18 protein-coding genes and 4 pseudogenes are annotated in these 18,226 nt (G+C 36.7%); 6 read left to right on the top strand and 16 right to left on the bottom strand.

Features of this window, described 5'->3' with window-relative positions; translation table 11 throughout:
• From BG04_RS27440 to hxlA, 3 genes and pseudogenes are all read right to left on the bottom strand, one after another.
• Positions 1–1,022: pseudogene (locus BG04_RS27440) on the bottom strand (IS3 family transposase); the annotation flags it as partial.
• A gap of 133 nt (positions 1,023–1,155) precedes the next feature.
• Positions 1,156–1,671, bottom strand: a pseudogene (gene hxlB, locus BG04_RS27450) (6-phospho-3-hexuloisomerase).
• A 7-nt stretch (positions 1,672–1,678) separates the two neighbouring features.
• The gene (gene hxlA / locus BG04_RS27455) at positions 1,679–2,311 is read right to left on the bottom strand and encodes a 3-hexulose-6-phosphate synthase (protein WP_034655754.1); all 633 of its coding nucleotides are present in this window, start codon (positions 2,309–2,311) and stop codon (positions 1,679–1,681) included.
• A 204-nt stretch (positions 2,312–2,515) separates the two neighbouring features.
• Between hxlA and BG04_RS27460 the strand changes: the two genes are divergently transcribed.
• Together BG04_RS27460 and zwf are read left to right on the top strand one after the other, a co-directional pair.
• The gene (locus BG04_RS27460) at positions 2,516–2,878 is read left to right on the top strand and encodes a winged helix-turn-helix transcriptional regulator (protein WP_034655752.1); all 363 of its coding nucleotides are present in this window, start codon (positions 2,516–2,518) and stop codon (positions 2,876–2,878) included.
• A gap of 565 nt (positions 2,879–3,443) precedes the next feature.
• The gene (gene zwf / locus BG04_RS27465) at positions 3,444–4,898 is read left to right on the top strand and encodes a glucose-6-phosphate dehydrogenase (protein WP_034655750.1); all 1,455 of its coding nucleotides are present in this window, start codon (positions 3,444–3,446) and stop codon (positions 4,896–4,898) included.
• 135 nt (positions 4,899–5,033) lie between these two features.
• Here zwf and BG04_RS27470 read toward each other — a convergent pair whose 3' ends face one another.
• The 3 genes and pseudogenes from BG04_RS27470 to BG04_RS27485 all read right to left on the bottom strand — a co-directional run bounded on the left by BG04_RS27470 (position 5,034) and on the right by BG04_RS27485 (position 8,501).
• Positions 5,034–5,741 (bottom strand): IS6 family transposase, encoded by a 708-nt coding sequence (locus tag BG04_RS27470; RefSeq protein WP_034655749.1) that lies wholly within the window; start codon positions 5,739–5,741, stop codon positions 5,034–5,036.
• Positions 5,742–6,310: 569 nt separating this feature from the next.
• Positions 6,311–7,827: pseudogene (locus tag BG04_RS27480) on the bottom strand (phospholipase D-like domain-containing protein).
• 209 nt (positions 7,828–8,036) lie between these two features.
• Positions 8,037–8,501 (bottom strand): hypothetical protein, encoded by a 465-nt coding sequence (locus BG04_RS27485; protein ID WP_115648271.1) that lies wholly within the window; start codon positions 8,499–8,501, stop codon positions 8,037–8,039.
• A 487-nt stretch (positions 8,502–8,988) separates the two neighbouring features.
• On the opposite strand from BG04_RS27485, the gene BG04_RS27490 reads away from it, so the two are divergent.
• Positions 8,989–9,555 (top strand): recombinase family protein, encoded by a 567-nt coding sequence (locus BG04_RS27490; protein ID WP_034655745.1) that lies wholly within the window; start codon positions 8,989–8,991, stop codon positions 9,553–9,555.
• 14 nt (positions 9,556–9,569) lie between these two features.
• On the opposite strand, the gene BG04_RS30690 is transcribed toward BG04_RS27490, so the two are convergent.
• Both BG04_RS30690 and BG04_RS31170 read right to left on the bottom strand, forming a co-directional pair.
• On the bottom strand, positions 9,570–9,722 hold the full coding sequence (locus tag BG04_RS30690) for a hypothetical protein (protein ID WP_155276318.1): 153 nt from the start codon (positions 9,720–9,722) through the stop codon (positions 9,570–9,572).
• A 258-nt stretch (positions 9,723–9,980) separates the two neighbouring features.
• A complete protein-coding gene (locus BG04_RS31170; protein ID WP_168797096.1) occupies positions 9,981–10,157 on the bottom strand; it encodes a hypothetical protein in 177 nt (58 codons plus the stop codon).
• Between the two features lie 381 nt (positions 10,158–10,538).
• On the opposite strand from BG04_RS31170, the pseudogene BG04_RS27495 reads away from it, so the two are divergent.
• Positions 10,539–11,769 (top strand): annotated as a pseudogene (locus BG04_RS27495) (IS110 family RNA-guided transposase).
• Between the two features lie 341 nt (positions 11,770–12,110).
• On the opposite strand, the gene BG04_RS27500 reads toward BG04_RS27495, so the two are convergent.
• From BG04_RS27500 to BG04_RS27530, 7 genes are all read right to left on the bottom strand, one after another.
• Positions 12,111–12,971, bottom strand: coding sequence for a DUF421 domain-containing protein (locus tag BG04_RS27500; protein ID WP_034655743.1), 861 nt, complete (start codon positions 12,969–12,971; stop codon positions 12,111–12,113).
• A gap of 39 nt (positions 12,972–13,010) precedes the next feature.
• The gene (locus BG04_RS27505) at positions 13,011–13,217 is read right to left on the bottom strand and encodes a DUF1657 domain-containing protein (RefSeq protein WP_034655740.1); all 207 of its coding nucleotides are present in this window, start codon (positions 13,215–13,217) and stop codon (positions 13,011–13,013) included.
• A gap of 12 nt (positions 13,218–13,229) precedes the next feature.
• On the bottom strand, positions 13,230–13,580 hold the full coding sequence (gene spoVAE / locus BG04_RS27510) for a stage V sporulation protein AE (RefSeq protein ID WP_034655737.1): 351 nt from the start codon (positions 13,578–13,580) through the stop codon (positions 13,230–13,232).
• Positions 13,581–13,585: 5 nt separating this feature from the next.
• A complete protein-coding gene (spoVAD, locus tag BG04_RS27515) occupies positions 13,586–14,596 on the bottom strand; it encodes a stage V sporulation protein AD (protein ID WP_034655735.1) in 1,011 nt (336 codons plus the stop codon).
• A complete protein-coding gene (spoVAC, locus tag BG04_RS27520; protein WP_034655733.1) occupies positions 14,596–15,075 on the bottom strand; it encodes a stage V sporulation protein AC in 480 nt (159 codons plus the stop codon). Before spoVAC ends, spoVAD begins: the two co-directional genes overlap by 1 nt.
• A 16-nt stretch (positions 15,076–15,091) precedes the next feature.
• On the bottom strand, positions 15,092–15,565 hold the full coding sequence (locus BG04_RS27525; RefSeq protein WP_034655731.1) for a YhcN/YlaJ family sporulation lipoprotein: 474 nt from the start codon (positions 15,563–15,565) through the stop codon (positions 15,092–15,094).
• Positions 15,566–15,643: 78 nt separating this feature from the next.
• Positions 15,644–15,847 (bottom strand): DUF1657 domain-containing protein, encoded by a 204-nt coding sequence (locus BG04_RS27530; protein WP_034655729.1) that lies wholly within the window; start codon positions 15,845–15,847, stop codon positions 15,644–15,646.
• 329 nt (positions 15,848–16,176) lie between these two features.
• Between BG04_RS27530 and BG04_RS27535 the strand changes: the two genes are divergently transcribed.
• Both BG04_RS27535 and BG04_RS27540 read left to right on the top strand, forming a co-directional pair.
• The gene (locus BG04_RS27535) at positions 16,177–16,725 is read left to right on the top strand and encodes a YhcN/YlaJ family sporulation lipoprotein (RefSeq protein WP_034655727.1); all 549 of its coding nucleotides are present in this window, start codon (positions 16,177–16,179) and stop codon (positions 16,723–16,725) included.
• Positions 16,726–17,014: 289 nt separating this feature from the next.
• Entirely contained in the window at positions 17,015–17,227 is a 213-nt protein-coding gene (locus tag BG04_RS27540) for a hypothetical protein (RefSeq protein WP_016766534.1), read from the top strand.
• A 199-nt stretch (positions 17,228–17,426) separates the two neighbouring features.
• On the opposite strand, the gene BG04_RS27545 is transcribed toward BG04_RS27540, so the two are convergent.
• Positions 17,427–18,023, bottom strand: coding sequence for a DUF421 domain-containing protein (locus BG04_RS27545; protein WP_230586628.1), 597 nt, complete (start codon positions 18,021–18,023; stop codon positions 17,427–17,429).
• Between the last annotated feature and the right edge of the window lie 203 nt (positions 18,024–18,226).

Raw genomic sequence — 18,226 nt, forward strand, 5'->3', positions numbered from 1 at the left:
GAGGTAAAACGTTTCAGACTTTAGGCTGGAATGAAACGATTCAATGGAGGCATTATCTGCAGGTGTCCCTTTGCGGGACATACTCATGATGATGCCTCTTTCTTTGACTTTTCGTTGATACGCATATGATGTGTAAACCGAACCTTGGTCGCTATGCAACGTACATCCCTGAGGTAAAGAAGGGAGTTGACTTAATGTATCTAAAACAAACTCTACGTTTTGACAATCCCTCACTGAATACGCAATGATTTCGCCATTAAATAAATCTTGAATACTTGAAAGATACAACTGTTTAGGTCCAAAAGGCAAGTAGGTAATATCGGTAACCAGCTTTTGAAGAGGGCGCTCTGCTCGGAAATTACGGTTTAACACGTTTTCTGCAACCTGATAAGGTTGTCCTGTTTGTTTCCGTTTCTTCCTTTTAACTCGGCATTGCCAACCGTATTTCTGCATGACACGCTGCACTGTTTTATGGTTGATATGCATGGTTTGATTGAGTAACGCTGTAATTTTTCGATAGCCGTATCGAAATTTATGTTTACGGCACTGTTCACCAACTTTTCCTTCTATCCATTTCTTCCTCTTTGTTTCTTCTCCTTGCTCATTTTTCTGCCAACGATAATAAGTTGATCGAGGAATACCCAGACACTGACAGATTTGAGAGATAGGCAGTTTCTCTTTTAATTCTTCTACTAAGTTCAATACAACTTCTGGTACCACTCCCTTTCCAACTCTTTGTACTTTTTTAAGACTTCAATCTGTTGTTTTAAATATCGATTTTCAGCTTCTAACTTTGATGGAGTATCTTGAGAATGAGCCCCTTTTCGAGGGGTATATGTTTGCCCAACGGGCTGTGCCAGGCGATAGGATTCTCCATCTCTATGCCACCTCATCCATGTTTTGAGCTGTGTATAGTTGCGGATCTGTAAAGTCTCCATAACTTCTTTAATTGGTACTCCTGCCAATCTCATTTCAATTGCTTTTAATTTCACTTCTACTGGATAGCTAACTCTTCTTCCCATAGAAAAAACACCTCCAAGTTATTGTTAGGTACTACATACCCGTTTTTTACTTAAAGGTGTTTTTTTATTTGTCTCACTCTATGGGGTCAGTCCCTAAAAAGTGTGGTCTTTTCTGTATATTTTAAGCTATTTGCTATTCGAGATTAGCATGTTTACTATACATTTTATTAGAATCTATGCTTTTTTCTCTCTAAAGCGTAAGATTAAGGCATCATAAAATAACAGCATTGTTTGCTCAAATAGAGATCCCCTTGGTTGAATGGTCCTGTAATCACCTTCAGATTGATTTTTCGTGACTCCCGGTAATTTAACAGTAATATCAGCTAACTCTCCAATGGTTGATTCAGGAGAATCAGGAGAAATGGTTATAGCTGCGACTATACCTCCTAAGCTTTTTCAGCAATGGCAATTAAGGTTTTGGTTTCTCCTGATCCTGAACCAATGATTAATAAATCGTCTTTTTCTAAATTAGCTGTTACTGTTTCCCAAACTACATAGGCATCAATCCAGATCTGCCTGCACCCGCCACAAAGGTTTTCTTGGATTCTAAAATCTGTTTTATTAATTTCTCTGCTTCTGAATCACCAATCAAGTGGATTGTTTGACTTAATTCTTGAACGATCTCGGCTACATATTGAGTAATCTTCATTGTTAAATTAACCTTGTTCAATTAATTTTTTCATTTCGCGTGCTGTAGCTTTTTTATCTTCTTTATTCGTAATTCCCCCACCTACGATAACAAGATCTGGGTGTTGTTTAATTACTTCAGGAAGTGTTTCTAATTTGATTCCACCTGCAATGGCAGTTTGCGCGTTTTTAACAACTTTTTTGATGGTTGAAAGGTCTTTGAAAGAATTCTTTCCAACTGCTTGAAGATCGTAACCTGTGTGAACGCAGATATAATCAACGCCAAGTTCATCCAGTTCTTGTGCGCGGGCTGCAATATCCTTCACGGCGATCATATCAGCAAGGATTTGTTTACCTTGTTTTTTAGCTTCTTCTACTGCGCCTTTAATTGACTCGTCTTCTGCAGTGCCAAGAATCGTAATGATATCAGCACCTGCAGCAGATGCTTGGCTTACTTCATATCCAGCTGCATCCATAATTTTTAAGTCTGCTAATACGGTTAAGTTAGGAAATGCAGCCTTTACTTCTTTCACTGCTTTAAGACCTTCATTGATCACCACAGGTGTGCCAATTTCTACAACATCAATATGCTCTTCTACCTCTTTCACTAATTCAATAGCTCCCTGAATATTGACAAGATCTAATGCTAATTGTAATTTCATTTATATTTGCTCCTTTTAATATGATTTTATATTGTGCTATAGGCTGTCATTATACCGGTGTAAATGTTTCCTTTCGAAAAGCTATTTACTCACTAGCACGTTTCTTAGTATACTGAGTATGTTGTTGAATTAAAAGTACACACTTTTACCGCATATAGTGATAAAAAGTATACTATGGGGTAAAATAAGGGGGAGGTGAAGTAAATGCCAAATTTAGGAGAGAAAACATTTAACTGTGAAAAAGAATTGACACTTTCAATAATTGGTGGTAAATGGAAAATGTTAATTTTATGGCATCTAGGTAAAGAAGGAACTAAACGATTTGGTGAATTAAAATCCCTTATGCCGGGTATTACCCAACGAATGCTTGTTAATCAATTACGCGAACTTGAAGATCATTTAATAGTACATCGAAAAGTTTATCCTGTAGTTCCGCCTAAAGTTGAATATTCATTGACTGAGCATGGAAAAAGTCTTATACCGATTTTAGATGCTATGTATGAATGGGGCAAAGGTTATATTGTGAATGTATTGGAAGAGGAAACTGAAGACAAATCAGCCACTTAATAGAAAAAAGTTTCTTTTCATGATTTAAGACAATAATAACTTACCACGGTTAGCCATTATTAATCGTGGTTTTTTTTCCATGTATTTAAAGAGTAGAAACTATACTTTCTTATAGAAATAGTATTAAAAAGCCTTGAACAGTGACGTTTACATACTCGCTGTCCAAGGCTTTTTTACTTTTATAGTCATAGTATTAATTCCCACACTAGCTTACCTCGATATAACTATATGCAAATAAAGTGCGTACTTTTAAAGACGAAATATACGTAATATACTGTTTTAGCAAAGCAATGCGAATCCACGTTAGCAAGTTGATGGATGGTACGAAAGGAGAGATTCTAATGGAAAATCTCAAAGGGAAACATCGTTGGGTTTGTGAAAGATGTTTAACATTTACCCATAATAATAAACAATGTCCACCATGTGGATATACCCATTTAAGTTAAATTAAAATTTGCTAGTACACAGGAAGGAAGAAATAAACAAAATGCACCTGTAAAAACGGGGTAATGATAATCCTTGTATTTAGTTGATTAGAACTAGCTCAAGAAAGTGAGGAATTTCAATGGACTCTATGACGTTTGTATTATTTGGGGCAACAGGGGATTTAGCGAAAAGAAAAATCTATCCTGCCTTGTTTAATTTATATCTAAATCAAAAATTACCGAAGTCTTTTTCCATTATTGGCGTAGGAAGACATAATATTACTGATAGTGAATTTCAATCAAGGGTAGTAGATTCCTTGTATACATTTTCTAGACATTTGATAAATGATAAATCGAAAAAAGAAGCGTTTGCCAAGGCATTTCATTATTGTCAGTTAGATTTTACTAATACGGAAGGCTATAAGAAGTTGCTAGAACTTGTTCAACAAAATGAAAAAGACCAGAATATTGAAGAGAATAGAATGTTCTATTTATCAGTCGCCCCTGAGTTTTTTGACGTGATTGCCATGAACATCAGGGATAGTGAATTGGGCACAACAAAAGGATGGAAACGATTGATTATCGAGAAACCATTTGGACATGATGTAAAATCGGCCCAAGAATTAAATGAAAAACTAAGCAGAGCGTTTGAAGAAGATGAAATTTACCGCATCGATCATTATCTAGGGAAACCAATGGTACAGAACCTTGAAGCCTTAGCTTTTGCTAATCCTGTATTGCAATCATTATGGAACAATCGATTTATTGCCAATGTCCAAATTACGGCAAGTGAAATCGTTGGGGTTGAAGAAAGAGCTGGTTATTACGACAAAGCAGGAGCTATTCGCGATATGGTTCAAAATCACATGTTACAGCTGTTAATGATGACAGCCATGCATTTGCCTAAAAGGATTACTGCAAATGAAATTCGTAAGGAGAAAAGAAAAGTCTTGGAATCTTTACGTCCATTACAAAGGGATACAGTAGGTGTACATGTTGTCAGGGGGCAATATGGGGCTGGAGAAATAAACGGCAGTCCTGTAGCTGCATATAAAGAAGAACCTGGCGTGGATGCTTTTTCGCAAAATGATACATTTATTGCGGCTCGTCTATGGATTGATAATTCCTTCTGGGATGGGGTTCCGTTTTATATCTGCACTGGAAAGAGAATGGCGGAAAAAGCAACAAAGATTGTCATTGAATTTAAAAATCCGTTAAAGGATTCGTATCCTTCTGAAATGGAACAGATAGAACCGAATCTATTAACAATAAATATCAATCCCAATGAAGGTGTATCACTGCGATTAAATAGCAAAAATCCAATAAATGGAGAAATGGAACCTATCACAGTAGACTTTTCTGCGAGTAAACAAGACGTACCCGAAGCGTATGAACTATTGTTATTTGATGCTCTCGTTGGGGATTCAACATTTTTTGCTCATTGGAACGAAGTAGAACTATCTTGGAATTGGGTAGAACCTATTTTAGAGGCATTTAAAGAAAATAGGGTTCCCCTTCACTCCTATTCATCTGGATCAATGGGACCAGAGGCTGCTCATCAATTGTTAGAAAAAGATGGATATAAGTGGTGGTAAAGTTACTAAAAATGCAATGCAAACCAGAAAAGAATTTAAAGAAATATAAAGTTTTAGGAGGATTACTATGAAGGGTTCTGGTGCAAATACTTGAGGAGAATAAAAAAAACAAAAGATTTCTAGTGACCTCTTGTCTTAAGCAACTATTCCAAACAGTTGATGGATGAATTCTTTTTGATTTTGGACAGAATTCTCTCTTTGAAGAGTCTGTCCTTTTTTGATCATGTGCATAGCCTCTATCCCCCCAATAATTCGTTTGGCAGTCCGTAAGGACTTTAATCCAAGCATCGGGCGAATCCGTTTTTTAATAAAGCGATGATCCTGCTCCACGATATTGTTGAGATATTTAACTTGCCTTAGTTGGATGCCTTTAGGCATCTGTTTTTCTTCTTTTAACTCTTGGATAGCGATAGGATAAGCTGGGTTCTTGTCTATTGTTATCACACGAGGCTTAGAAACGTGCGAAAAAGCCAGGGCTTTCTTAAAAAAGCGCTTGGCTGCTTGTTTATTTCTTGCTTTACTTAGATAAAAATCAATGGTATTCCCTTCTGAATCAACGGCACGATACAGATACATCCATTGACCTTTGACTTTCACATACGTCTCATCGACTCGCCAAGAATCATTGGTTGGCTTAAGATGATGTCTTACTCGCTCATCTAATTCAGGACCATACTGATGAACCCAGCGCATAATCGTTGTATGGGCAATGAAGAGTCCCCGTTCTTCCATCATTTCAGCCAAATCACGGAAACTAAGGTTGTACCGCAGGTACCATCTTACGGTTAATAAAATAATATCAGGTTGATAATGTTTCCACTTAAATACATTTTCCTTTTCCATACTGACCACGTCCTTTCTTTAGAGTACTAGTATCAGTATGTTCAAGTTTTAGAGATTACTTGCAATTTTCTTGAAGTTTTTGCACCAGAACCTCTAATAAGGTTGTTGTCAAGATAATTATGGTACCAAATAACAAAATTTCTAAAATAATGTCTCGTTTAACAAGTTTAGCCCATATAACCCAAGGCACAACTAAAAAAACGACTAGTATCCACCATTTCCAAATTAAAAACTCATTTTTTAGCCAACCATTTAATTCTAAATGATACAGCTTATCTTCTAATAAACGTATTTCCTTAAGATTTTCAAATATATTATCTATTGATATCACCCCTATATTTAAATTAAAAGCTAACAGATATTTTTGAATTCAAACTCTTTGAGCTGCCTTTTTAGTATTTCTATTTTTTAGTAATGAAATTCCATCGTAAATAAGAAAAAAACCCATGTTGAAAGTTCTTCTAACACGGGTTTTCGACTTTTTTCAAATGAATCAGAAATATTTTAAAAACAATGAAATTTTTAAAATCTAGATTTAAGATAGAACAATAAAAACAGGATACATCATCTTATAATAATGGAGAAAGCAGGCGAGAACCCTGTTCAACAATGCGCTCGGTCAGGGATCGTTGCAGCAAGTCTTCAATTCTTAATGGTACAGAATCAGTAAGATCCCTCTCGAACTGCTCTGTGAGTTCCCCTGCCACATCAGCACTGTACACGACTTGACACACTTCATAATTCAGGCGAAAACTTCTCATATCATAGTTTGCTGCGCCTACTTCTGCAATTTCCTCATCAATGATCATCAGTTTCGCATGTAACATTCCTTTATCGTACTGGTAGATTTGGACCCCAGCTTCTATAAGTTCCCCGTAATAGGTACGACTTGCAAAGCCCACGATTTTTTGATCAATATGGCGAGGAACAAGTAATCTTACGCGTACACCACGAGCCACAGCTGTCTTTAATGCCATAATAATATCTGTTTCTGGTATAAAGTAGGGCGTTGTTATATCAATGGTTTTGGTCGCTTGTGTTATAAATATAAAGTAAGCTTGACGAATAACTGGTGTAGGAATTCCAGGGTTTCCTTCCAACGTATGGATGTATGCTTTTTGCAATTCTCCTGTCTTTGTTTGAGTATTGTCTATTTTACCTTCTATAGCCCATAACTCAGATCCTAATTCGGCAGACCATCTTGAAAGATCTATGCTGCCGGTTGGATTGATTTCCTTTGATTTATATTTTGGGATTTTAGTGGGCTTTTTCGTTGCCTCAGATTTTGTTTTTGACTTTATCCGTTCTGGTACAGCGATATTCCAATGAGCGTCGAAGATAGTCTGCAAGTCGCCTGTTGCTTCCCCTATAATTTGCAAATGAGTGTCCCTCCAAAATCCTACGTCTGACTTTAATCCTGTATATTCATACCCAACGTTCATACCGCCAGTAAAGGATTCCTTTCTGTCAATCGTGACAATCTTACAATGATCCCGATAATTCCAATTGGACAAAATCCAGGGAAAGCTTAAAGGAAATATTGTCCGACATTCTATCCCTGCTTCCACCATCTGAAGAATTTTTTGACGCGGAAATTTTTTACTCCCCCAACCATCTCTAATAAAACGAACCCGCACTCCATTTACTGCTTTTTCAATCAGCAGTTCTGTGATGCGATTACCAATTTGGTCGTTCCGATAGATGAAATATTCCAGATCAATGGTTTTTTGGGCTTTTTGTAGGGATTCGATAAGTTGTTCATATTTTGCTATTCCATTGTTTAGTACTTGGACTTTGCCGACTCGAAGCCCGCCTACAGTAAAATACCTTAAAGCATCGGCGATTATCGATGCTGAATCACTACATGTATCAGGTAACTTATCAGACTCATTATGAAAAGAGGTCAATCTTTTACGATGAATAAGCTTGGGATTTGATATGCTAAGATATAGTAAGAAACCAATGACAGGCAGAACAAGGACGATTACTATCCAATTCAAAGCTTTGGCTGGCCGACGAACTTCCCAAATTGCTATGAATAAGATAAAGAACGTATTTAACGGGTATAGAAAAAAATCCACTCCAACTAAAATTCCTCCTTAGTTTTTCCCTTAATATGTACAAACTATGTAGCAAGTATACGTTTGGAATACGAGGAATTGTTTAGATTGACCTTTTCTCATGAGACACCTCAAATAATTTTGTAATTAGTTTGTTTTGTCATAGCAAATTTAATGTTGGAGATGTATCGAAAAACAAAAAAGGAGGTTCGTTTTACATTCATTTCATTTAAACCTAAAATATTACATTATTCTGCTGTAGCTGACTAAGTATATTCGATGTTAAAAAGACTCCAACAGAAGGCAAGGTACCACTAATTACGGGATATCCGGTAAGAGCTCTATCGGTTGTAGTAACCCATGTTCCGTATTCGCCTGCTTGTAAAGAAGGAGGTTTCATAATAAGCCTCCCATTTAAAATAAAATGTCGAATTCTAATCTGGGGTTCATCAAATATGGTTAAGTTTCCAGAAAAAGTGGCATAGGGTGAATCAAATCTTATTTGTTTGGTGTTTTCATCCCAAAATCCATTAATTGGAATAGGTGTGCCACGAAAATTAACCGTCCCAATTATCCTGTTATCTGTAATAGAGTTAATGTTGAGTACGCCCCAAACGATTGGTTTACCAGCTATAGCAGCATGGATACCCATTACTGATGGGAATGGAATACTAACCATTGTTTGCTGTGCAGTTTGCAATACTAATCTCCCCCTAAATTTAAAGTTTATGTTCTGAAGAATAAAGAATTAGATATCTTATTTACTACCCTATATAAAGGACCAATCCAGTATATGCACCACAAGCTGAATATGTTTACTTTTAATGGTTAGAAGCTCATCCTTTCGTTGAAAAATGCAGATTATTCAACAAATAGTTGTTTAGAACAAAAAATTATGTTACAAAAAAATTCCTTTATTCAACTATATAGCCCTTTTCTTGAATAACTAACGTGTTTGAGAGGTTATTTAATCACCTTCAAGCACAAATAAATTTTAAACACTAAATTAAACAACTTTTTTTACTCAACTAGATTACCAAAAACCAGTATTTTTGTAACGATGGATTACTGCTTCACTTGCCTTTGATTTTATTAGGATTATCGTTTACCAAAAAGATTACCAAATACCTTTACAACAAAGTTGCCTCTAGTAAAATGAAAATATACAAGTTTACTGGAGGTTACATATGATTATTGGTTATGCACGTGTTTCTACTATTGACCAAAACTTAGATCGTCAAATTAGTATTCTTACTGAATACGGTTGTGAAAAAATAGTAAAAGAGAAGTTTACTGGTACTATTAAAGAGCGAAAAGGTCTTCATCAACTTTTTGATATGCTCAGGAATGGCGATACAGTTGTAGTGGAGAGTATCTCCCGTTTAGGACGTAAAACATTGGATATCCTCAACATTATTCAACAGTTGGAAGAGATCGGAGTGCAATTCATTTCTTTAAAGGAAAATATGGATACAAGAACCTCTACAGGCAAAGCGATGTTCCAAATGATGTGCGTAATTGCTGAATTAGAAAGAAATCTTATTGCTGAGAGAGTAAAGGAAGGACTCGAAGCAAGTAAAAAGCGTGGAAAAACATTAGGTAGACCCAAGCTAGATAAAGAAAAGCTCACTGTTGCACTTCGGATGTATGACAGTAAAGAATATTCTGTTAAAGAAATAGTCTCAGCAACCGGAATATCTCAAGGTTCTCTATATAGGGCAATAAATCGAAGAAAACTAGGAGAAATAAACTAATAAGGCGTATTTTATTATTTCTTCACATTTACTTTGCGGTCTAGAGCAAGAACCCTGTCATTAAGCCTAGTTGCGCTCATTAACTTGGTTGTTTCTCTATATGAGCTGCGCTTATTTAGGTACAAATCAATAGCTTTCAACTTGTCTTCAAATGTATGTCTCGACATAAAAACACCCCAATCATTAGAGTTTCTTTGTCTAACAATGGGGGCGCAGTTCAGAATTGAGGTAGTTTTAAAAAAAAAGAAATTGTACTACATATCACATTAGACTACATGACATTTGATGCCCCACAGCGTCTCTTATAGCTTATCTAAATCATTGGATCGTATTCGTCTTTTCCTTTTTAGAATACCAGTTCTATTGGCTTGATGAATACGTGATATTCCTGAAAAATTAAGGTTGTTTTAATTAGCCTTTTACAACTAACTGATCTGATTCCAAACTCTATCCAGATTTAAAGGGACATATACTTTATCCCCATGTATCTGTTTATGTATGATAGGATGAACGTATTGATCCAAATCAACGACTCCTTTTTTATGCCTTGCTTTGAGATCTGCTCCTAATAACTTTTCTAATCTTTGTCCGGAAACTTTCATATTCCTTTCTCCTCGTATATTATATTCAAGCTCTATTTAGGAGCTAAGATCTGTTTCCATATTAATGAATAAACTAAACAACATATTACTTGGACGTCTCAAGATATTTCTAGATAATGATCATAGGATCATTTGGGACAATTCTTCTTTCTCCTGTGGACTAACCACAATGTAAGACTGTTTCTCAGTGAACGCGCGGGACTCCCTACTCGCAGGCTGAGCAGCCTGTCATTCGAACCTAGAGGGTAGTAGCTCTATGGCGGCTTTCGAATGCAGGGAAAGCTCTGATACACGAGGTTGTTGGTCGGCGTACACACTAGAGATATCTCGAGACGTCCAAGGAAATGCCAAGTGATTCTAAATCGAAAGGAGGTCTTTCCCGTGAGATTATTTGTTGGTTTAGATGTAAGTTCGTTTGATATGAAAGTATGCATTTTAAATGGTGAAGGAGAAAAGCTGAATGCCTTTACCGTCACCAATGACTTACCAGGCGCAACGTTGCTTAAAGAGCGTTTATTGGACTGCATAGGCGATCAAGAGGTTGACGTCTTAAAGATTGGCTTAGAATCTACATCGGTCTATAGCTTTCACCCGTCGATGTTTCTCCATCATGATGAAGACTTAAAAGTCTTCGGCGCCAAGGTGTTTGTCATGAACCCTAAACAAATAGCTAATTTTAAGAAAAGCTATTCGGATATGAACAAAACAGATGAAATCGATGCCTTTATCATTGCGGATTACTTACGTTTTGGACGTAACCAGATGTCAGTGGTCAAAGAAAGCCAATACGTGGCCTTACAACAACTGACTCGGTCCCGTTACCGGCTCATTCGTATGATGACGAAAGAAAAGCAGCATTTTCTTCAACACCTAAGCTATAAGTGTAATACTTTCTCTCAAGAAGTAGACTCCTCGGTCTTCGGTAGCGCAATGATGGAGCTTTTCTTAGAGAAATACAGCTTGGAAGAACTAGCCCACCTACCACTGGAGGAACTAGCAGCATTCCTTCAAGAGAAAGGGAAAAACCGATTTGGTGACCCGAAATGTGTCGCAACCTCCATTCAGAAAGCCGTGCGATCTTCGTATCGCTTGGACAAGGTAGTGGAAGATTCCATGGATGTGATACTAGGGACCTCGATCGAGGTCATTCGCACCTTCCAAAAGCAGATAAAAGAAATTGACAAAGCGATCAAAAAACTGATGGCTGGATTGACAAACACGCTTGAATCCATCCCTGGAATTGGTCCCGTATTCGCTGCGGGTATCATAGCTGAAATTGGCCAAATAGACCGGTTTGATGATGAAACTAAAGTAGCGAAATACGCAGGTCTATACTGGCGAAAGCATCAGTCTGGGCGCTTTACTGCCGAAGACACGTCCCTATCACGTAACGGTAACCACTACTTGCGATATTACTTAGTTGAAGCCGCCAACTCCGTAAGAAGGCAAGTTCCGGATTACCGGGATTTACTACGTGAAAAAGTACAGTGAAGTACCAAAACATCAACACAAACGTGCACTCGTTCTAACCGCAAGAAAACTCGTGCGATTGGTGGATGCGCTACTACGCAGTCACCAACTCTTTACGCCAGAAAGGGGCGTGAAAATATGACATAAAACTTGTCATCGCTACCTTTCAAATAATTTCCAGTAAATAACATTCGTTACTGGTCTAGTTTCGTGATGCTTTTTTTAAGTAAATTGCCCTTTGATAACTTTACATTCTTTCATTTTTTAGTTGACATACTACCGCAGGTCTTTATTATCCATTATTAAAAATTATGTTTATACTATATCCATTAATGGATTTTAATATGATGGATGAGAATGTAAAAATTCATTATTTATAGAGCGCTATTTATTTTAGAGATTTTACTAAAGACCCTTCTATCCTATGCCAACTGCTAAATTGTTACTTCTGACTTTATAGCTTGAAACCCGTCATAACCTTATTTAACCTCTTAAAAGAGGGGTCACTTTATCAATGGCTTCTTGTAACTTTTGACTGTTTTGGCTATACATATGTTTCGCTTTTTCTGCTTCTGTCCCAAGCGCAAATAATTCTAAGTCCGCCTGACATTTTTTCATAGTTGAAAGTAATAAAGGCTTTTCTTGAGGAGAAGGAACTTGAAGTTTATCATCAAAAAGGTCAACGGTTAATTGCCCATAAGAATCTACCTGCCCAAGAAAGACATTTTCAATGGTAACTCCTAGTTTTTCTAGTTCAGTGTGTAACCACCTTCTGCTTTGACCGATTGTCGATAGTGGTTCATCCAATATTTCACCGTCCATAATAACTGTCTGAGGTTCCTTACTTGGAGCAACGGCCACACCTAAATCTTTTGCGGTTAACGGTCGATTTTCTTTCTTTAACAAGACGTTGAGATCGCCGGTTGCCTCTAATACCGCAAATTCCACATCAGCTGCCTGATAGACACTTTTCTTTCGAAGTAAATCTAACAATTCATCGATTGTGTATTTTTCCTTTTTTAAATTATCTTCCATGATTTTTCCATCCTTGATAAAAACCGTCCCTTTCCCCTCTATAAAGTCGCGAAAAGGTTTATTTTTCAAGGAAATGATGCCTGCTAAGAAGGGTACTATCGCAAAGGTTACGATACTAAGTATCCCATTAATAATGCTTTTCTCAATTCCCGTGGCCATTTCTGCTCCTATATTACCAATGGTAATACCGGTGACATATTCAAAGAAGGAAAGCTCAGATATTTGTTTTTTACCTAACCATTTTGTAATAGCAAAAAGAACAACTAAAAACAATAAAGACCGCAAAACTACAATTAACCAATCTGGCATCTTTTACACCTCCTATAAAATTAGAAAAAGCTGTTCGTCTTAAAAACCTTTATATTGGGCTTCTTCTCTCTCTAATTCTCCCACTCGATTTTTTAAATCTGTTACGATTTCATTCATGACATTCATCGTTTCGTGCAAAGTCTGCTTTGATTGATCATCTTGAGTTCGTAATGCTAAATTGGATAAACCAGCTTCTACTCCTTTAAGACTGACAAGACATTGTTTCACATCTGATGCAATCGTCATTTTACATCCTCCTTATCCTTTTGGTTTAAAAAATATAGCGCCAATCATTCCAAAAATAATGGCGGCTGAAATTCCGGCACTTGTTACTTCAAACATTCCTGAAATAACACCTACTAACCCATGTTTTTCGGCTTCAGCCATTGCCCCATGTACAAGAGAATTTCCGAAACTTGTAATAGGAACGGTCGCTCCTGCTCCTGCAAAATCGATAAAAGGTTCGTATAAACCAAACCCATCTAGAAGAGCGCCAATCACTACAAATGTACTTAAGGTATGTGCTGGTGTAAGTTTAAATACATCAAACATAATTTGCCCAATAACGCAGATCAAACCTCCTACAACAAAAGCCCAAAAGAAAATCATAGCTCTTATTCACCTCCATATTCAATTGATACCGCATGAGCGATACAAGGAATAGTTTCACTCTGCTGAAAGCTTAATGGCGATAATAAAGCACCTGTTGCTACGACTAATATTCGTTTAAATTCGCCTTTTTTCATTCGGTTTAATAGATGACCATATACAACGGTTGCTGAACATCCTGGCCCACTAGCGCCAGATAGAACTGGCTGTCCTTCTCGATAAATCATAAGGCCACAATCTTGATATTGTTCTTCACGTATTGGTGTTCCATGTTTTTTAAATAAATCAAGTGAGACTCCTCGTCCAATGTGGCCAAGATCTCCCGTTACAATCAAATCGTAATAAGATGGATCAAGATTTCGCTCAGTAAGATGTGCTTCAATGGTATCAACAGCCGCCGGAGCCATTGCTCCTCCCATATTAAATGGATCCGTCATTCCCATATCGATCACGCGTCCAATCGTTGCAGAGGTCACACGAGGTCCCTCTCCAGAATCACTTAACAAAGCAACGCCAGCACCTGTCACTGTCCATTGAGCAGTAGGTGGTTTTTGTCCACCGTATTCGGTTGGATAACGAAATTGTTTTTCGACGGCGGTATTGTGACTCGAAGCACCAGTTAACAAATAGTTAGCTCCTTTTGTGTTAACTAAGTAAGCACCAAGAGCCAGTCCTTCCATGGATGTAGAACAAGCACCAAATAATCCAAGGTACGGTGTGCCAAGTGTTCGGCAAGCAAAACTAGTGGGCGTAATTTGATTAATCAGATCTCCTCCAAGGAAAAACTGAACCTGTTCCTTTTGAAGACCTGCTTTTTCGATGGCTTTTTGACTCGCTTCTTCTAACAAAACCTTGTGCGCTTTTTCATAAGAATCCTGTTCTAACCATAAATCAGAATGAAGTAAATCAAAATCATTAGCAAGTGCTCCTTTTGCTTCAAAAGGTCCTCCGACCGTTCCAGTGGAGATAATGACAGGTTTTTGATCAAAGACCCATGTACGATGTCCCGTAAGCATTACAAGCCACCCCACTGTATGAGAATCGTTTTAATGGTCGCAATAACAAATGCCGAAAAGGTACCAAATAAAATGACGGAGCCAGCTAACTTAAACATATTACCACCAACACCTAAGACAAATCCTTCCGTTCGATGTTCAATACATGCTGATATGACGGCATTTCCAAAGCCGGTAACGGGAACCGCAGAACCGGCACCTCCAAATTGAGCAATTCGATCGTAAACACCGAAGCCTGTTAGAAGCATAGCAATAAAAATCATGGTCCCTACTGTTGGGTTTCCGGCCGTTTGATCTGTAAAATCAAAATAATAAATATAAAACAGTTGAATAGCTTGGCCAATAAGACAAATGATCCCACCCGTAAAAAAAGCTTTGATACAATTTTTAACTACTGGTCTCTTGGTTTCTTTCTGTTTTTCAAGATCTTGATATTCCTGTTGGACAGGTGTTAATTGTTTCTTTTGATTATTTGACATGTGTATACCTCTTTCATCACGCTTTTTCTTTCATAAGGTTTTTAATATTGTTAAATTCTCTTTTTAATGTTTTTTTCTTTGTCTTGTCTTTTTGCAGTTTTTCTTCTAATTGTTCCAACTCCCAATAGATTTTTTGATCAGTTGAAACTAAGACTTTATAATCCGGATACGCTTTTTCTACGTCTGTTTTCACGTTCTTTTTGATTTTTTTTAATTGAAAGCGATGAAATTGATCTACTTTTATCGCCATTAACAGCTCTTTATCGGTATTTACTGCTTTAACAGCCGAAACTTCTTCCTCTTTTATGATCTTTTCTTTTGCTTGATTGGCAACTGTTTGATTAATGGGTTTGCTTGTATGTACTTTGACGATCGTTGTATCATTATTGTCATTAGTCGAATGATTCTGTTGCCCCGTACATCCGGATATATATACAATAATCATGGCTAAAAAAAGAAAATGATTTAATCTTCTTATCTTTCTTTTCATACAATCACCTGTCCGTTTCTACTCAAGAATTGAAGTGTAAAAAGGTTGGTTAATTGAACCAACCTTTTTATCGTATTCTTATTGTTTGTATTGAGGCTCTTCTTGTTCAATTTGTTGAACACGGGGAGAGAGTGTGTCAACAATCGCTTGCGTTTGTTGAGCAGCATCTTGATATAATTGCTTTGCCTGTTGATTATCAGTTGCTAAAGCAAAACCTTCAAAACTTGCTTGTGCGCTTTTTAAACCAGCTAGAGTTTGTTTAACTTGATTGATTACTGTCATGAATGATTCCTCCAAAAATTTAATAACTTTCCATTATAGTATGACAAAGAAAAATAGTTCTTATGCTTTTTACATTCATCCATTTTATGTAAATGTTTTATATTTATGCGCGAAAAGATGGTTCAGTTTCAATCAGCTTCACTTTCCCTTTATATCTGCGAGATTTGAACAGTTACATAATTACTAATTCACTTCATCAAACAATAAGAATTTTGAGGTTAAAGAGTAAAGATAGTTAAACAGTATATAAAAAAGCTAGTATACTCTCCTTTCTTTAAACGGATAATAACGGAAGAAATGTTATGTTAAAATGAAAGGAGTAAGACAAGATGAAAAAAAGAAAATATTTATTTGGCCTTCTATCCACCATTTTATCTGTAGGATTCCTTTTCGGTTGTAATGATAAAAAGGATGAAGCTGAGCCCGATCCAACTGAAGAACCTTCTGAACAAAAGGCAGAAAATGATCGCAACAATGGACCACGAGATGTGGGATTCCAACCCGATGGAACCCAGAATAATAATGTAGATGATAATAATCAGACACGATTAGAGGTAGCTGATAAGGCTGCAGATCGCATTGCTAAATTAGACGAAGTAGACAGTGCAAATGTGATTGTTACAAACCGAAATGCCTATGTGGCAGTTGTTTTACGTGATGGAACAAAAGGAGAAGTAACAGATCGTTTAGAAAAGAAGATTGCCGATCAAGTAAGAGCGACAGATCCAGATATTCGAGACGTATTTGTATCATCTAATCCTGACTTTGTAGAGCGTATGAGGGATTATGGAAACAGAATTAATGAAGGCGCTCCAGTAAAAGGGTTATTTGAAGAGTTTACTGAAACCGTTCGAAGAGTATTTCCTAACGCTCGTTAAATTAGAGTGATTGAGTGTAACAAGTCCATTCGCTATGTGCTAAAAAAGAGAAACCCTTGTTCAACGGGTTTCCTTTTTTAGTTACTATGATAGTAGGGTTTATCAAATCATATTTTTTTGCCTTTTGTAGAGAAGTAAAAAGCATACTAAAGTTTGTTTTTATAGATTTAGCTGTAGGATTTGAATAGCCACATAATTACTAATTCATTAAATAAAAAATGTACATAAAAACTGATAAAGCAGACCATGATATAAGAGGTTTAAAAATATCATATAGGAGGAAACAAAAATGCCACAACAAATTGATACAAACCAATTAAAAAAAGCTGCAGCTGCAGTGTCACTTTCTAAGGGACTTATTACGCAAGCAATTGAACAATCTGCTGCGGATCAACTACAATGTGAAGAAGCCTTAAAACAAGCTGCAACTGAGATAGCTCAAGCCCAAACGTTGGTAAGTCAAGTACAATCGTCTCTTCAAACACAGTCAGCTACAGAATAAAAACAAAATCCAATTTATACAAAAAAAGCGCTGATGATAGTAGCTCATCGCTTTTTAATTCTATTATTATCTACTTGATTTGGTGATTATCTTGCCTAAGATAATCACCTTTTTTTCCATTTTTGCAACTTGATTGAACTAGTTATTCTTTTTTCTTTGAGCGATTATTTTCACCTTTTGTAGAAAATAAGTATATGTATCAGGCATTCTGATTGCCGGTATCAACGATTAAAGAATGATCTTTATCACTCACGGCTGCATAAAAGATGGTATTGATTTGATGAAATCCTTCTTTCATTAACTCTTCCTGAAGCCATTTTTCATCCTTTTGGATTAATCTTAAATTTTTATCCTGGACTTTCCCTTCGACGATTACAGCAATCGGCAATCCTTGATAGTCTGTTTCAATATTTAAGTGTTTGGGTGTCAAATTGACAACAGCTTGGTTCGGCAATGTACTCAAACTTCCATTCGGTTCAAGAATTACATAATCGAGATCCTGTATGTTCGGATACCCTGCAGACCGAATGGCTGACAAGAGCTCTACAAGAGAAAAGCGAGTTTTCCGCAATTCTTTTTTTGAGATTTTCCCATGTTTGATCAAAATACTCGGCTGACCGATAAATAATCGGTTTAACCAGCGAAAAAGACTTAATTTAGAAAACAAAAAGCACATGGTGACAATGATGATAATTCCCACAATCGCCTGTCCAATTCCATTGGCTTTGATAGGACTGACGGACAATGTGACGAGAAACACAATGGCAGCAAGATCAGGCGGAGTCAACTGAGCCAACACAGTCTTTCCCATAAAACGCATCGCTAGAATCACCAGTCCAAAAAAAGAATTAACTTTCCAATAAAAATGAACATTGTACCACCCTTATTTTTATGTAGTTATCCATAAAAAACCTATATATATTATCTCAAGTAAATCCGGAAACATACTTATTGCATAGTGAAAAGAGGTGTAAATGGGACCTTTTCTAACGTTTTATG

This window comes from Priestia megaterium NBRC 15308 = ATCC 14581, assembly GCF_000832985.1.
Taxonomy (GTDB): domain Bacteria; phylum Bacillota; class Bacilli; order Bacillales; family Bacillaceae_H; genus Priestia; species Priestia megaterium.

What these genes read in the sequence shown, in the direction of transcription:
- BG04_RS30690 (WP_155276318.1), bottom strand. Translation starts at nt 9,722, where the DNA reads ATGTCGAGACATACATTTGAAGACAAGTTGAAAGCTATTGATTTGTAC.
- BG04_RS27535 (WP_034655727.1), top strand. Translation starts at nt 16,177, where the DNA reads ATGAAAAAAAGAAAATATTTATTTGGCCTTCTATCCACCATTTTATCT.
- BG04_RS27460 (WP_034655752.1), top strand. Translation starts at nt 2,516, where the DNA reads ATGCCAAATTTAGGAGAGAAAACATTTAACTGTGAAAAAGAATTGACA.
- BG04_RS27505 (WP_034655740.1), bottom strand. Translation starts at nt 13,217, where the DNA reads ATGACGATTGCATCAGATGTGAAACAATGTCTTGTCAGTCTTAAAGGA.
- BG04_RS27525 (WP_034655731.1), bottom strand. Translation starts at nt 15,565, where the DNA reads ATGAAAAGAAAGATAAGAAGATTAAATCATTTTCTTTTTTTAGCCATG.
- hxlA (WP_034655754.1), bottom strand. Translation starts at nt 2,311, where the DNA reads ATGAAATTACAATTAGCATTAGATCTTGTCAATATTCAGGGAGCTATT.
- spoVAC (WP_034655733.1), bottom strand. Translation starts at nt 15,075, where the DNA reads ATGTCAAATAATCAAAAGAAACAATTAACACCTGTCCAACAGGAATAT.
- zwf (WP_034655750.1), top strand. Translation starts at nt 3,444, where the DNA reads ATGGACTCTATGACGTTTGTATTATTTGGGGCAACAGGGGATTTAGCG.
- BG04_RS27490 (WP_034655745.1), top strand. Translation starts at nt 8,989, where the DNA reads ATGATTATTGGTTATGCACGTGTTTCTACTATTGACCAAAACTTAGAT.
- BG04_RS27470 (WP_034655749.1), bottom strand. Translation starts at nt 5,741, where the DNA reads ATGGAAAAGGAAAATGTATTTAAGTGGAAACATTATCAACCTGATATT.
- BG04_RS27540 (WP_016766534.1), top strand. Translation starts at nt 17,015, where the DNA reads ATGCCACAACAAATTGATACAAACCAATTAAAAAAAGCTGCAGCTGCA.
- BG04_RS31170 (WP_168797096.1), bottom strand. Translation starts at nt 10,157, where the DNA reads ATGAAAGTTTCCGGACAAAGATTAGAAAAGTTATTAGGAGCAGATCTC.
- spoVAE (WP_034655737.1), bottom strand. Translation starts at nt 13,580, where the DNA reads ATGATTTTCTTTTGGGCTTTTGTTGTAGGAGGTTTGATCTGCGTTATT.
- BG04_RS27530 (WP_034655729.1), bottom strand. Translation starts at nt 15,847, where the DNA reads ATGACAGTAATCAATCAAGTTAAACAAACTCTAGCTGGTTTAAAAAGC.
- BG04_RS27500 (WP_034655743.1), bottom strand. Translation starts at nt 12,971, where the DNA reads ATGCCAGATTGGTTAATTGTAGTTTTGCGGTCTTTATTGTTTTTAGTT.
- spoVAD (WP_034655735.1), bottom strand. Translation starts at nt 14,596, where the DNA reads ATGCTTACGGGACATCGTACATGGGTCTTTGATCAAAAACCTGTCATT.